A 13,484-nucleotide genomic window follows, 5' to 3' on the forward strand; every position below is an offset into this window, starting at 1 on the left:
CGCGGCCTCTAGAATCATCCGGTCGTGAGCACCTCCTGCTTCTGCACCATCGTTGCGCACAACTACCTGGCGTATGCCCGGGTCCTCGCGCATTCGTTGCGCGAGCATCATCGCGACGCGCGACTCGTCGTGCTCCTCGTCGATCCGCCCCCGCAAGGTGCCGTCGCGGCGACCGAGCCGTTCGAGACCGTGGCCGCGAGCGACCTGGATCTCCCGGGTCTGCGCACGATGGCCTTCCGGTATTCCGTGCTGGAGCTCGGCACGGCGCTCAAGCCGACCCTTCTTCGCCACCTGCACTCACGCTTCGGTTGCGACCGCGCCGTCTACCTCGATCCCGACATCCTGGTGCTCTCGCCACTCGACGAGCTCTTCGACCGGCTCGAGCACGCCGATCTCCTGCTGACGCCCCACATCACCGCTCCGATCGGCGACGATGCCGTTCCGGGTGAGCGCGAGCTGCTGGTCTCGGGCGTCTACAACCTCGGCTTCCTCGGCGTCCGGTTCTCGCCGGAGGCCCTCTCGTTCTTGCGCTGGTGGGAGGAGAGGCTGGCGCGCGACTGCGTTCACGCCATCGAGGACGGGCTTTTCGTCGACCAGAAGTGGATGGACCTGGCGCCGGCGCTCGTCGAGCGGGTCGCCGTCCTGCGCGATCCGGGCCTCAACATGGCCTACTGGAATCTGCCGCATCGCCGGCTCGACCGGAATGCGGAAGGCGCGTTCCGTGTCGGCGACCAGCCGTTGCGCTTCTTTCATTTCAGCGGCTACGACCTCGAGCGACCCGACCTCCTGTCGCGCTTCCAGAATCGATACCGGCTGAGCGACCGTCCCGATCTCGCCCCCTTGTTCGCCGACTATGCCGAGCGGCTCGAAACCGCCGGCCATCGCCAGCAGCGGCGGCTCGCTTACGGTTACGGCTGCTACGCGGACGGCGTCCCGATCCCCGCGGCTGCCCGGCACCTGCTGGCGCGCGTCGACCCGGGCGGTCGCCGCTGGCCCGACCCGTTCCAGGTGACCGGAACGGACGCTTTTCGTGCTTGGGCCGAGCATTCGGGACGGAGCGCCGGGACGACCCTGCCCCGCCTGGCGATGGCTCTCTGGGAGAGTCGAGCCGATCTTCGCGTGCGCTTTCCGCAGCCGGAGGGGCGCGATCGCGGCGCTTTCTCGGCCTGGTTGGTGGCGCACCGCGCGAGCCTCGGGCTCGCGGACCCGGTCCTCGCCGAGCTCGAGGCGGCGAGCATGGTGCGGCCGGTCGGCTCGAGCGGCAAGGTCGCCATCGGCGAAGCGACCACGACCGGACGGGCCGCGTTCCTGCCGCCGCTGGCGCTCGAGCTGGTGGCCAGCCGCCGCGACCTTCGCGTGCGCTTCGCGGACCCGGAGGGAGCCGACCGGAGAGACCTCGCGATCTGGTTCGTGACGCATGCCCGGGCCGAGCTGGCGCTTCCTCGCGAAGTCTGGTTGCCCACTCGTCGATCCCTGTCGATCAAGGACGCGTGGTGGTCCCGCCTCTGGTGGCTGCGCCAGCGGGCGCGGGCGGTGGATGCCTCCTGGAAGAGCTCGAGGCTCCCCGAGCCGTCGGCTGGTCGACCGACGATCGCGGGGCGAGCGCCGGATCCCGCGGCTCGCCGCGAGGGAGGCGTCAATGTGGTCGGCTGGGCGAGTGGCACGACGGGAACGGCCGCGATCTGCCGCCAGATGAGCGTCGCCCTGGAGGCGGCTGGCGTACCGGGCGTGCTCTTCGATCTCGACCGCGACGCGGCAAGGATCACCGGAGCGCGCAGCGACCAGGAGGGCCTCCCCTTCGACATCACCCTCCTGCATGCGAATGCCGACATGACAGCCGAGGCGCTCTCGCGGTTGCCACGCTCGGCGACCGCCGGCCGGATCCACGTCGGCTACTGGTTCTGGGAGGTCGCGCACTTCCCACTCGAGCTTGCCTCCGCCTTCGCGTCGCTCGACGAGGTCTGGGCGCCGACTCGTTTCGCGGCCGAGGCGTTCGAATCGCTCTCGCCGATCCCGGTGCGGCATGTTCCGCCCTGCGTGCCGGCGCCGCAGGAACCGCCAGCGGATCGCGCCGAGCTCGGCGTGGATCCGCGCGCCTTCCTCTTCCTCTTCGCGTTCGACGCGCGCTCGGTGCCGGAACGCAAGAACCCGCTCGGTCTGCTGGCGGCCTTCGGCGAGGCCTGTCGTCGCGCCGAGCGACCGCTGGCGCTCGTCCTCAAGACCCAGCACCTCGATCCGGACTCGTCGCTCGCCCGAGAGATCCGTCGGCAGGTCGCCCGCCTGCCGGTCACGGTGGTCGACGCGAGCCTCGACATGGCAGGAATGCAACGCCTGCACGCCACCGCTGACGCCTACGTGTCGCTCCATCGCGCCGAGGGGCTCGGGGTTCCGCTGATCGAGGCGATGGCCCTGGGAAAGCCGGTGATCGCGACCGGCTACGGCGGGGTCGACGACTTCCTCGACGACGAGACGGGCTTCGTGATTCCCCATCGACGGGTTTGCGTCGGCGCAGGGAACGCGCCCTACCCGGCTGCGGCGGTATGGGCTGATCCCGACCTCGGGCGGGCGAGCGAGCTCATGTTGGCGGTCGCTGCCGGCGGCGACGAGGTCCGCCGCCGAGCGGCGGCCGGGCGCGAGCGCGTCGCCGCGCTCTACTCGCCGGAGGCGGCGGGACGCCGGCTGCGGGCCGAGCTCGCTCGGCTCGGGAACGATGCGATCGAACGGCGGGGGCAACGGTGAGCGACCCGTCCGGGGTCGAGGTCATCGTCCCGGTCTACGGTGCGGCCGAGGCGCTGGCCCGCTGTCTTGCCACCTTGGAGCGCCACACCGACGGCGCGCGGCACCGGGTGACGCTCGTGCTCGACGGTCCGCAGCCGCCGGCCGTCGAAGCGGCGGTCGCGGCGTTCGGCCGGGCCGAGGTGCGGCGACTTGCGGTGCGCGGGGGATTCGCCGCCGCGGTCAACGACGGCATCGCGGCGACGCGGCCTGCCCGTCGCGACATCGTGCTGCTCAACGCCGACACGCAGGTGGCCGCCGGCTGGCTCGACGGGCTCGCGCAAGCCGCGGCGAGCGGCCCGCGTGTCGCGACGGTGACGCCGCTGACGAATGCCGGCACGATCGCCTCGGTGCCGCGCTGGCTCGAAGAGAACACCCTTCCGGCAGGCTACGACGTCGATCGCTTCGCCGCCTTGGTGGCGCGGGTCTCGCGGCGGCTCTACCCGCGACTGCCGACCGGGGTCGGACACTGCCTCTGGCTGCGCCGCACGGCGCTCGAGGAGGTGGGAGGGTTCGACGAAGCGACCTGGGGACTCGGCTACGGCGAGGAGACCGATCTCTGCCTCCGCCTGGCCGCGCAAGGCTGGGAGAACGTCCTCGACGATGCGACCTTCATCTTCCACGAGGGTCAGGCGAGCTTCGGAGCGGAACGCGGGCGCCGCGTCCGGCGGGCGGAGCGTCGGTTGCGTCGCCGCCATCCCGGATTCTGGCGGGACCTCGCCGCCTTCCTCGCCGCCGACCCGTTGGCGGAGGCGCGCACGCCGCTGCTGGCCGCGTTGGCCGCGGCGGCCAACGCGCGGACGGGAGCGTCGGGTCCGGCCCTCGAGCCGGTGGCACACGTGGTCCACGGCTGGCCACCCTGGAGCCAGGCGGGGACCGAGATCTATGCGGCTCGGCTCGTCGCCTGGCAGACCTCTCGAGGGCGGCCGGTCTCGGTGTACGCGCGCCTGGCCGACGAAATGCGCTCCGACGGCGCGGTGCGCGAACGGCTCGAAGGGGCGGTGCGCGTCCATTTGCGGGTCAACAACTTCCGCAGTCGCCACCCGCTCGTTCGCAATGCCCTGAGCGATCCGCGGGGCGAGCGCGATTTCGCGCGCTTTCTCGCCGCGGAGCGACCGGCGATCGTTCACCTGCATCATCTCGCCGGGCACGGGCTGGGGCTGGCGCGCGTCGCGGCGCGCTCGGGGGCGGCGGTGGTCTGGCAGTTGCAGGACTGGTGGGGTCTCTGCGCGCGGGCCAACCTGCTCGACCGCGCCCGGCGGCTCTGTCCAGGGCCTGCGCCGGGGCGCTGCGCCGCCTGCCTGCAGCTGACCGCCCTGCCGCCGGCGCCGCTGCTCAACCGGCTCCTCTTCGCCCTGCGTCGTGAGCTGGTGCGTCGAGCGATGCGCCGGGCGAGCGGATTCGTCGCCGGATCGACCGCGGTCGTCGAATCGTATCGGCGCAGCGGCCTGCTCCCCGCGGGGGTTCCGGTCTGGGTGCTCGACTACGGAGTGCCGCCCCCGGGGCCGACGCATGCACCGCCGCGGCACCGCGAGCCGGGGTGGCCGCTGGTCGTCGGCTTCCTCGGTTCCCTGCTGCCCCACAAGGGGGCGCATCTTCTCGCTGCCGCGGCGGCGTCCCTGCCGCCCGGATCGGTCGAGCTTCGACTCTGGGGCGACGCGAGCGTCGATCCCGCCTACGTCGACGAGGTCCGACGTGCCGCCGGGGAGACCCGCCTCGAGCTGCGCGAGCGTTTTCCGGAAGACGAGCGCGACGCAGCATTCGCCGGGATCGACCTCCTGGCCGTGCCCTCTCTGGGTCTCGAGTCCTACGGCATCGCCGCGCGCGAGGCCCTGGTGCGGGGGATTCCGGTGCTCGCATCGTCACGCGGCGCGCTCGCCGAGCTGTTCGGCGGCGCGCGCGAAGGGCGGGGAGCGCTCTTCGACCCAGAGCGGCCGGGGGAGCTCGTCGAGCTCCTCGGAAGCGCCGTCCGCGATCCCGGTCGGCTCGCCCGCTGGCGGGAGGCCCCGGCGCTCGTCGGCTCGAGCGAAGGCCACGCGGCGTGCATCGACGCCCTCTACCAGGAGCTCCTGGCGCGGCGCGCCGCAGCCAGTTGAGCGGCGCGACCGATTCGGTCAAACTGCCCCGGCGCCTGGTTCGACCTCGCCACGAGGCGACCGTCGGCGCCTGGGAGGTGCGACGTGGAAGCGACCCTCGAGCTACGCGAGGTCAGGAAGGCGTACGGCGACTTCGTGGCGGTCGAGTCGGTGTCGTTCGCGGTGCCGAAGGGCTCGCTCTACGGCCTGCTCGGACCGAACGGCGCCGGCAAGACGACGACCATCCGCATGGTGATGGACATCCTCGCTCCGGACCGCGGCGAGGTTCTCTTCTTCGGGCGACCGCGCACGCGTCAGGACCTGCGGCGTATCGGCTATCTGCCGGAAGAGCGCGGTCTCTACCGCAAGATGACGGTGATCGACCAGCTCGTCTTCCTCGCCGAGATCAACGGCGTCGCCCGGCGGGAAGCACAGCGTCGTGCCGCCGCCTGGCTCGAGCGACTGGAGCTCGGAGCGTGGGGCAAGGCGAAGATCGAGGCGCTCTCGAAGGGGATGCAGCAGAAGATCCAGATCGTCGGCGCGCTCGTGCACCAGCCGGAGATCGTCATCCTCGACGAGCCGTTCTCCGGCCTCGATCCGATCAATCAGGGGACGCTCAAGGAGGTGCTCTCCGAGCTGCGGGCGGCGGGCACGACGATCCTCTTCTCGACGCACATCATGGAGCACGCCGAGAAGCTCTGCGACCGGATCTGTCTGATCTCGCGTGGTCGCGTGCTGCTCGAGGGCGAGCTCGCGGCACTCAAGCGCGAGCGCGGCGGCAACGTGTTCCGGCTTTCGGCCATCGGCGACCTGGCGCGGGCCCGGGCGGTTCCCGGCGTCGTCGAGGTGATCGACGGCCCCGGTGGACAGCGCCTGCTGCTGGCGCCGGAGGCCGATGCCACGGCGGTGCTGCGCGAGCTGGTGAGCTTCCTCGCGGTGCGTGAGTTCCGCTCCGAGGAGCCGGATCTCGAAACCCTCTTCATCAAGGCGGTGGGCGATGCTTCGTGACCTGCAGCTCGGTTCGATCGGTGCGATCGCCCGACGCGAGTACCTCGCTCGGGTGCAGACCAAGGGCTTCTGGATCTCGACCGTCCTGCTGCCTCTCTTCATGGGAGCGATGGTGTTCGTGCCGAGCCTGGTGGCGTCGAAGGCGCGGGCGACCCATCGGATGGCGGTGGTCGACGAGACCGGCAAGGTCGGCGAAGCCCTTGCTGCCGCCCTCACCGGCAAGGGACAGAAGAAGTCCGGCAACGAGGGTGTGCTCGAGAAGGCGCGCGAGCAGCCCGAGACGGCGAGCTTCGTGATCGAGCAGGTCAAGCCGGAGGAGCCGGCGGCGCAGCGCGCCGCGCTCGACCGGCGGGTGCTCGACGGGAAGATCGACTCCTGGATCCGCATCTCGAACGAGGTGCTCGACAAGAGTCAGGTCGAGTACCGCGCCGAGAGCGTGTCGAACTTCATCACCCAACGGCGGCTCGAGCGCGTGCTGTCGCAAGTCGTCGGCCGGTATCGGATCGAGTCGGCCGGGCTCGACGCCGAGAGGATCGCGGCGATGACCCGGGACGTCGAGCTCGAGACGGTTCGACTGTCGAAGGAGGGCGAGCGTGCGGAGGCCGGCATCGCCGGCTTCTTCCTCGCCTACTTCCTGTTCTTCCTCTTGTACATGGTGGTGGCCATCTACGGCCAGCAAGTGCTCAACGGCGTGCTGGAGGAGAAGGCGTCACGCGTCGTCGAGGTCATCGTCGCCGCCGTGCGGCCGTTCGACCTGATGCTCGGCAAGCTCGCCGGCATCGGTCTGGTGGGGCTCACGCAGCTCGGAATCTGGTTGGCGACGATGGCGGCGTTGACGGCGCCAGGGGTCATCACGGCGATGGCCTGGCTGCCGGGTGGGAAGCTTCCCGAGATCTCGCTCGCCGTCTTCGGCCACTTCCTCGTGCTCTTCCTGCTCGGCTATTTCTTCTTCGCGACGCTGTACGCGGCGATCGGCGCCGCCACGAACAACATCCAGGAGGCGCAGCAGTTCGCCGGCGTCGTGGTGATCTTCCTGATCGCTCCGGTGCTCCTCATGGTTCCGGTGATCAACGACCCGGATTCGACGCTCGCCGTGGTGTTGTCGCTGGTGCCGCCGTTCACGCCGCTGCTCATGATGCTGCGGATCGCGGTGAAGATGCCGCCCGCCTGGCAGATCGCCCTCGGCTACCTGCTCACCTCGGCCTTTATCGTCGTGCTGGTGTGGGTCTGCGCCCGCGTTTACCGAGTCGGAATCCTCATGTACGGCAAGAAGCCGACCTTCCAGGAGCTCTGGCGCTGGGTGCGCCACGCCTGAGACGACAGGGGCCCGGCGGGTCGCCGGGCCCTCGGAATTCCAACCTCGAGCCGCGAATTCAGCGGGCGTGTCCCCGACCGCGGAAGCCACCCCTGGGACCGCGCTGGTGGAGCAGCTTCTTCGCCGTGTCGTAGGAGGCCCGCTGTTCGGCCGTGAGCACGGCGGAGAAGTCGGTGTCGAACCGCTCGCGCGCCGCCTTCACCTGCTGGTGCAGACCATGGTTCGCGACCACCAGGCGGCCGACGGCGGTGGCGTCGGGGTTGGCGCCCTCGAGCAGCGTCTCGATCTGCTGCTGATTGGTCCGCATCTGCTCGTGGAGCGGGCGGGTCGTGTCGGCCAGGCGGTCGGCGAGCTGCTCGAGCGTCGTGTGCTGCGCGTCGGTGAGCTCGAGCAGCCGCGTCAGCCGCTCGACGATGCGCTCGCCGAAAGCGCCGCCGGGGCCGCCCGGTCCTCCCGGTCCACCGGGGCCGCCGGGCGGCTGGGCGAAAGCGGGAGCGGTGAGAATCGCGGCGAGCGCGGCGACGGCGAGGTATGGAACGGGGTTTCTCTTGTTCATCGCAGGTCTCCTGATCTCGGTCCGTCGGCGGGTCCGGTTCGGCTCGATTGTCGCACCGGACCCGCCGTCCACGGGAAGAAACCCGCGAGCTCGTCGCTTCCTGCGGCCCGGTCCTAGAACATCGACCAGAGGTACTGGTTGGTGACTTCGTGGTGGAACTGCACCTCCGAGGTCTTGACCCGCGTGCCGAGGGCCTTCGGACAGCGCTCCGCCTGGGCGAGCTTGAGCTCGGCGTACTTGCCGTGCACCTCTTCGCCGATCAGCTCGGCCGACCAGCGGCTCGTCTTGAACAGCCGGATCGCGTCGTAGATGTTGTCGGGCAGGAATCGCGTGCGGGGGCGCTTCGGCTCGCTCTCCTCCTCGGGCAGCGGGCCTTCGAGCCCCGTGCGCAGGAGGGTGTAGATCGCCAGGTAGGGGTTGGCGTCGGGGGCGATCGATCGCACCTCGATGCGCGCCGACTTCTCGTTGGCCAGCGGGATGCGCACCATCGAACCACGGTCGATCGCCGAAGCCTTGATCTGGTTGGGCGCCTCGAAGTGCGGGTCGAGGCGGCGATAGGAGTTCACCGACGAATTGAGGATGAGGCAGAGGTCGTTGGCGCTCTCGAGGATGCGGTGGACGAAGCTCCAGCCGGCGGTCGAGAGGTTGTCCTGGCCGGCGGCGTCCCAGAACAGGTTCTTGCCGCCGCGCGAGAGCGACATGTTGGTGTGCATGCCGTTGCCGTTGACGCCGGCGACGGGCTTCGGCAGGAAGCAGGCGGTCATGTCGAGCCGGGCGGCGACCTGCCGCGAGAGCAGCTTGTAGAGCTGCACCTGGTCGGCGGCCACCGTCGCCTCGGTGTAGCCATAGTTCATCTCGAACTGCGAGGGTGCCACTTCGGGATGGTCCTTCTCGTTGCCGAAGCCCATCGCGCGCTGCACTTCGGCGGCGGTGTCGATGAACTGACGCAGCGCGTCGCCGGGCAGCGAGTGGTAGTAGCCGCCGGTCGAGATGAACTCGAAGGCGCCGGTCTCGTGGAAGCGGCGCTCGGCGTCGCGTCCGCGGAAGAGGAACCCCTCGATCTCGTTCGACACGTTGGCCACCGTCCCGTCGGCGCCCCAGAGCGCGGCGCAGTGGTCCTTGAGCCGCACCCGCATGTCGCCGCGGTACGAGGTCCCGTCACGCTCCTGCACTTCGCCGAAGACCAGGACCTTGCCCGGGCCGAAGATGTCGGAGGGGAGCCAGTAGAACGCCGGCCAGTCGATCGCCAGCCGCAGATCGCTCTCGGCCTGCTGCGAGAAGCCGCGGATCGACGACCCGTCGAACGTTAGGTTGTCGGCCGACTTGAGCAGGAACTTCTTGTCGTAGTCCAGCATGTGGAAACGGCCTTCGAGGTCGGTGAAGACGACGGTCACCGCCTTGATCCGCTTTTCGTCGGCGAGGTACTTCATCCGGGCCTCGCGCACCTTGCCCGGATCGGTCCGGGAAAGGCGCTCGGCCTTGGCCTCGAGATTGAGCTCTTCGAGGTGGTCGTACGGGATCTCCAGAAAATCGCGGAGTGGTGGGGTCGTCATATGGCCTCCTCGCGGGTTGGGGTGTTGGATCTGAAGCGGCTGGTTTTAGCGTACCGAGAGGCCATTTTATCTCTAACGCATCGTAATGAGTCGAACGGGCCTGTTTTCATCATCCCGATCGACTCGGGTTTCCGCAATGGGGAGGCACTTGACGTAAGCGTCAAGCAAAGGTAGGGTGGGCGTACAATTGCCGCAATGCGGCTTATTGCCGCAGGTGCGAACATGCCGACGCGCATCGAACCCACGAGGCTGTTCACCATCACCGAGCTTTCCGCCGAGCTCGGGGTCACGGCGCGTGCCATTCGCTTCTACGAGACGAAGGGCCTCGTCGCACCGCAGCGCGTCGGCGCGAATCGCGCGTACACCTACCGGGACCGGGCGCGGCTGATGATCATCCTGCGCGGCAAGCGGCTCGGCTTTCCTCTCGCCCTCATCAAGAAGTACCTCGACCTCTACGACGCCGACCCGACCCGACGCGAGCAGATCGTCCATCTGCTGCGCGGTGCCCGGAAGCGGATCGGCGAGCTCGAAGCCCGGCGCCGCGACCTCGAACAGGCGCTCTCCGAGCTGCGCGACATCGAAACCCAGACCCTCGACGCCATGGCGCGCATGGGCATCGCGCTGCCGGCGCCGGAAGCCGATTCCTGACCGTCCGAGCTGCTGATGCGGATGGCCGAGACCAAGCGACGCGAGTCGTCACCGCAAACCCGACGGAGGTGGATCTCCCCATGAGGAACGTCGTCATCGCCGGATATGCCCGGTCCCCGTTCACTCCTGCCAAGAAGGGCGAGCTCGCGAAGGTGCGACCCGACGAGTTCGCCGCCCAGACCGTCCGCGGTCTCGTCCAGCGGACCGGAATCGACGTCGCCGACATCGAGGACCTCCTGCTCGGCTGCGCCTTCCCGGAAGGCGAGCAAGGGTTCAACGTCGCTCGGCTCATCGGCTTCCTCGCCGAGCTGCCCCTCTCGGTGGCGGGAGCCACGGTGAACCGCTTCTGCGGCTCGTCGATGCAGGCGATCCACATCGCCGCCGGAGCGATCCAGATGAACGCCGGAGAGGTGTTCCTCTGCGCCGGCGTCGAGTCGATGACCCGCGTGCCGATGGGCGGCTTCAACCCGTTGCCGCACCCGGGGCTCTACGCCCGCTATCCGCAGGCGTTCGCCGGCATGGGCGAAACGGCGGAGAACCTCGCCCGCGACTACAAGATCTCGCGCCAGCGGCAGGAGGAGTTCTCGCTCCTCTCCCAGCAGAAGGCCGCGGCGGCCCAGGCGGCGGGCAGGCTCGCCGACGAGATCGTGCCGATCACCTGGAAGGGTGGCACCGTGTCGCTCGACGGCTGCATCCGCTCCGACACGACGCTCGAAGGGCTGGCCAAGCTGAAGCTGGCGTTCGACGACAAGGGCACCGTCACGGCGGGGACCTCGTCGCCGGTCACCGACGGCGCCTCGGCGACCCTGATCTGCTCCGAGGAGTACGCCAAGCGCAAGGGGCTCGTGCCGCTCGCCCGGATCAAGAGCATCGCGATCTCGGGCTGCCGCCCGGAGATCATGGGGATCGGCCCGGTGGTGTCGACGCGCAAGGCGCTCGAGCGGGCCGGGCTTACCGTCGCCGACCTGGACGTCATCGAGCTCAACGAAGCGTTCGCCGCCCAGTCGCTGGCCTGCATCGACGAGCTCGGTCTCGACCCGGCCAAGGTGAACCTCGACGGCGGCGCGATCGCGCTCGGCCATCCGCTCGGCGCCACCGGGGCGCGGATCACCGGCAAGGCGGCATCGCTCCTGCGGCGTGAGGGGAAGCGCTACGCGCTCGCGACCCAGTGCATCGGCGGCGGCCAGGGGATCGCCACGGTGCTCGAGGCGGTGTGACCATGGCCGGGATCCAGAAGGTCGGCGTCCTCGGCGCCGGAGTCATGGGCTCCGGCATCGCGGCGCACGTCGCCAACGCGGGAGTTCCGGTCGTCCTGCTCGACATCGTCCCGGAGGGGGCGAGCGACCGCAACGTCGTCGCGGCCGGCGCGCTCGAAAAGCTGAAGAAGGCGAAGCCGGCAGCGTTCATGTCGTCGTCGCGCGCCAAGTTGATCACCGTGGGGAACCTCGAGGACGACCTGGCGCTGCTCGCCGACTGCGATTGGATCGTCGAGGCGGTCATCGAGCGCATCGACGTCAAGCAGAAGGTCTACCGCGCGGTCGACGCGGTCCGCAAGGCCGGCTCGATCGTCTCGACCAACACCTCGACGATTCCGCTCGGCAAGCTCATCGACGGTCTCGGTGCCGCCTTCGCCGCGGACTTCCTCGTCACCCATTTCTTCAACCCGCCGCGCTACATGCGTCTCCTCGAGCTGGTGGCCGGGCCGGCCACCCGGCCCGAAGCCGTGGCGGCGATCCGCGACTTCTGCGACCGCCGTCTCGGCAAGAGCGTCGTCGACTGCAAGGACACGCCCGGGTTCATCGCCAATCGCGTCGGTACCTTCTGGATCGAGGTGGCGACGCGCGAGGCGATCCACGGTGGGCTCGACGTCGAAGAGGCCGACGCGGTCGCCGGCAAGCCGATGGGCTTCCCGAAAACCGGCGTGTTCGGGCTGATGGATCTCGTCGGCATCGATCTCGGCCCGCACATCGCGGCCTCGTTGCTGTCGACGCTGCCCGCCGACGACGCCTATCGGGCGATCCACGAGGAGTCGCCGGTCATCCGCAAGATGATCGAGACCGGCTACACCGGCCGCAAGGGCAAGGGCGGCTTCTATCGGATGGACGACTCGTCGGGCAAGAAGGTCAAGCAGGCGGTCGATCTCGCCACCGGCGAGTACCGGCCGGTGCGCGACACCCGCCTGGCGAGCGTCGCCGGAGCCAGGAAGGGCGGCCTGCGCTCGCTCCTCGAGCACGCCGACAAGGGCGGCAAGTACGGCTGGCGGATGCTCTCGCAGACCCTCGCTTATGCCGCCTCGCTGGTGCCGGCGATCGCCGACGACATCGCCAGCGTCGACGAGGCGATGCGCTGCGGCTACAACTGGGAGCGCGGCCCGTTCGAGTTGCTCGACCAGATCGGTCCGGCGTGGTTCGCCGGCAAGCTCGCCGCGGAGGGGCGGCCGGTACCGCCGATTCTCCAGGCGGTGGGTGCCGGGACCTTCTACCGCGTCGAGGGCGGACGCCTCGAGCAACTCGCGCCGGCGGGCGGTTACGTGCCGGTACGACGGCCGGAGGGAGTCATTCTCCTCGCCGACCTCAAGCGGGCCGGCAAGCCGGTGGCGAAGAACTCGTCGGCGAGCCTGTGGGACCTCAGCGACGGCGTGCTCTGCCTCGAGTTCACGACCAAGATGAACTCGCTCGACGACGGCATCCTGCGCCAGCTGCGCAAGGCCTCGTCGCTGATCGGCAACGGCAGCTACAAGGCGCTCGTCATCTACAACGAGGGGACCAACTTCTCGGTGGGAGCCAATATCGGTCTGGCGCTCTTCGCCGCCAACATCGCCCTCTGGCCGGCGATCGAGGCGTCGATCGCCGAGGGGCAGCAGGCGTTCAAGTCGATGAAGTACGCGCCGTTCCCGGTCGTCGGCGCCCCGTCGGGCATGGCGCTCGGCGGCGGCTGCGAGATCCTCTTGCACTGCGACGCGGTGCAGGCCCACGCCGAGACCTACATGGGCCTCGTCGAGGTCGGCGTCGGCGTCATCCCGGGCTGGGGCGGCTGCAAGGAGATGTCGATCCGTTGGGCCACCAACCCGCAGCGACCCGGCGGGCCGATGCCCGGGGTGGCCAAGGTGTTCGAGATGATCAGCACCGCCTACGTCGCCACCTCCGCCGAGGAGGCACGCGAGGTGCTCTTCCTGCGCGAGAGCGACGGCATCACGATGAACCGCGATCGCCTGCTCGCCGACGCCAAGGCCAAGGCGCTCTCGCTGGTGGCCGCCGGCTACACTCCGCCGCAGCCGGTGGAGATCTCGCTTCCGGGACCGGCGGGCCGGGCGGCCCTCGACATGGCCGTGGCCGGCTTCCGTGCCAACGGCATGGCGACGCCGCACGACGCGGTGGTTTCGCGCCGACTCGCCACGGTGGTCACCGGCGGCGACACCGACCCGGTCGACACGGTCGACGAGGACACCCTCTCGCGACTCGAGCGCGAGGCCTTCCTCGACCTGGTCCGGACCCCCGCCACTCTCGACCGGATCGAGCACATGCTCGAAACCGGCAAGCCTCTGAGGAACTAGC

Annotated in this window: 9 protein-coding genes; 7 read left to right on the forward strand and 2 right to left on the reverse strand. The window is 69.7% G+C overall.

Going from position 1 to position 13,484, the window contains the following annotated elements; all coding sequences use genetic code 11:
- Positions 1–24: 24 nt before the first annotated feature.
- The 4 genes from IPJ17_04535 (at position 25) to IPJ17_04550 (ending at position 7,173) form a co-directional block, all read left to right on the forward strand.
- Positions 25–2,739, forward strand: a complete 2,715-nt coding sequence (locus IPJ17_04535) for a glycosyltransferase (GenBank protein ID QQR74859.1) — start codon at positions 25–27, stop codon at positions 2,737–2,739.
- On the forward strand, positions 2,736–4,871 hold the full coding sequence (locus IPJ17_04540; protein QQR74860.1) for a glycosyltransferase: 2,136 nt from the start codon (positions 2,736–2,738) through the stop codon (positions 4,869–4,871). Before IPJ17_04535 ends, IPJ17_04540 begins: the two co-directional genes overlap by 4 nt.
- 84 nt (positions 4,872–4,955) lie before the next feature.
- The gene (locus IPJ17_04545) at positions 4,956–5,858 is read left to right on the forward strand and encodes an ATP-binding cassette domain-containing protein (GenBank protein QQR74861.1); all 903 of its coding nucleotides are present in this window, start codon (positions 4,956–4,958) and stop codon (positions 5,856–5,858) included.
- Positions 5,848–7,173, forward strand: a complete 1,326-nt coding sequence (locus tag IPJ17_04550; GenBank protein QQR74862.1) for an ABC transporter permease — start codon at positions 5,848–5,850, stop codon at positions 7,171–7,173. The genes IPJ17_04545 and IPJ17_04550 overlap by 11 nt, the downstream gene beginning before the upstream one ends.
- Positions 7,174–7,231: 58 nt before the next feature.
- On the opposite strand, the gene IPJ17_04555 is transcribed toward IPJ17_04550, so the two are convergent.
- A complete protein-coding gene (locus IPJ17_04555) occupies positions 7,232–7,729 on the reverse strand; it encodes a periplasmic heavy metal sensor (protein ID QQR74863.1) in 498 nt (165 codons plus the stop codon).
- Positions 7,730–7,842: 113 nt separating this feature from the next.
- Positions 7,843–9,282: a glutamine synthetase gene (locus IPJ17_04560; GenBank protein QQR74864.1), complete on the reverse strand. Its 1,440-nt coding sequence runs from the start codon at positions 9,280–9,282 to the stop codon at positions 7,843–7,845.
- Between the two features lie 222 nt (positions 9,283–9,504).
- Between IPJ17_04560 and IPJ17_04565 the strand changes: the two genes are divergently transcribed.
- The 3 genes from IPJ17_04565 to IPJ17_04575 all read left to right on the forward strand — a co-directional run bounded on the left by IPJ17_04565 (position 9,505) and on the right by IPJ17_04575 (position 13,483).
- Positions 9,505–9,930, forward strand: a complete 426-nt coding sequence (locus IPJ17_04565; protein ID QQR74865.1) for a MerR family DNA-binding transcriptional regulator — start codon at positions 9,505–9,507, stop codon at positions 9,928–9,930.
- Positions 9,931–10,010: 80 nt separating this feature from the next.
- Positions 10,011–11,147 carry a thiolase family protein gene (locus IPJ17_04570; protein QQR74866.1) on the forward strand — a complete coding sequence of 379 codons (1,137 nt, stop codon included), beginning with the start codon at positions 10,011–10,013 and terminating at the stop codon, positions 11,145–11,147.
- A gap of 2 nt (positions 11,148–11,149) precedes the next feature.
- Positions 11,150–13,483: a 3-hydroxyacyl-CoA dehydrogenase gene (locus IPJ17_04575; GenBank protein ID QQR74867.1), complete on the forward strand. Its 2,334-nt coding sequence runs from the start codon at positions 11,150–11,152 to the stop codon at positions 13,481–13,483.
- Position 13,484 lies beyond the last annotated feature (1 nt).

The organism is Holophagales bacterium (genome assembly GCA_016699405.1).
GTDB lineage: Bacteria > Acidobacteriota > Thermoanaerobaculia > Multivoradales > JAGPDF01 > JAAYLR01.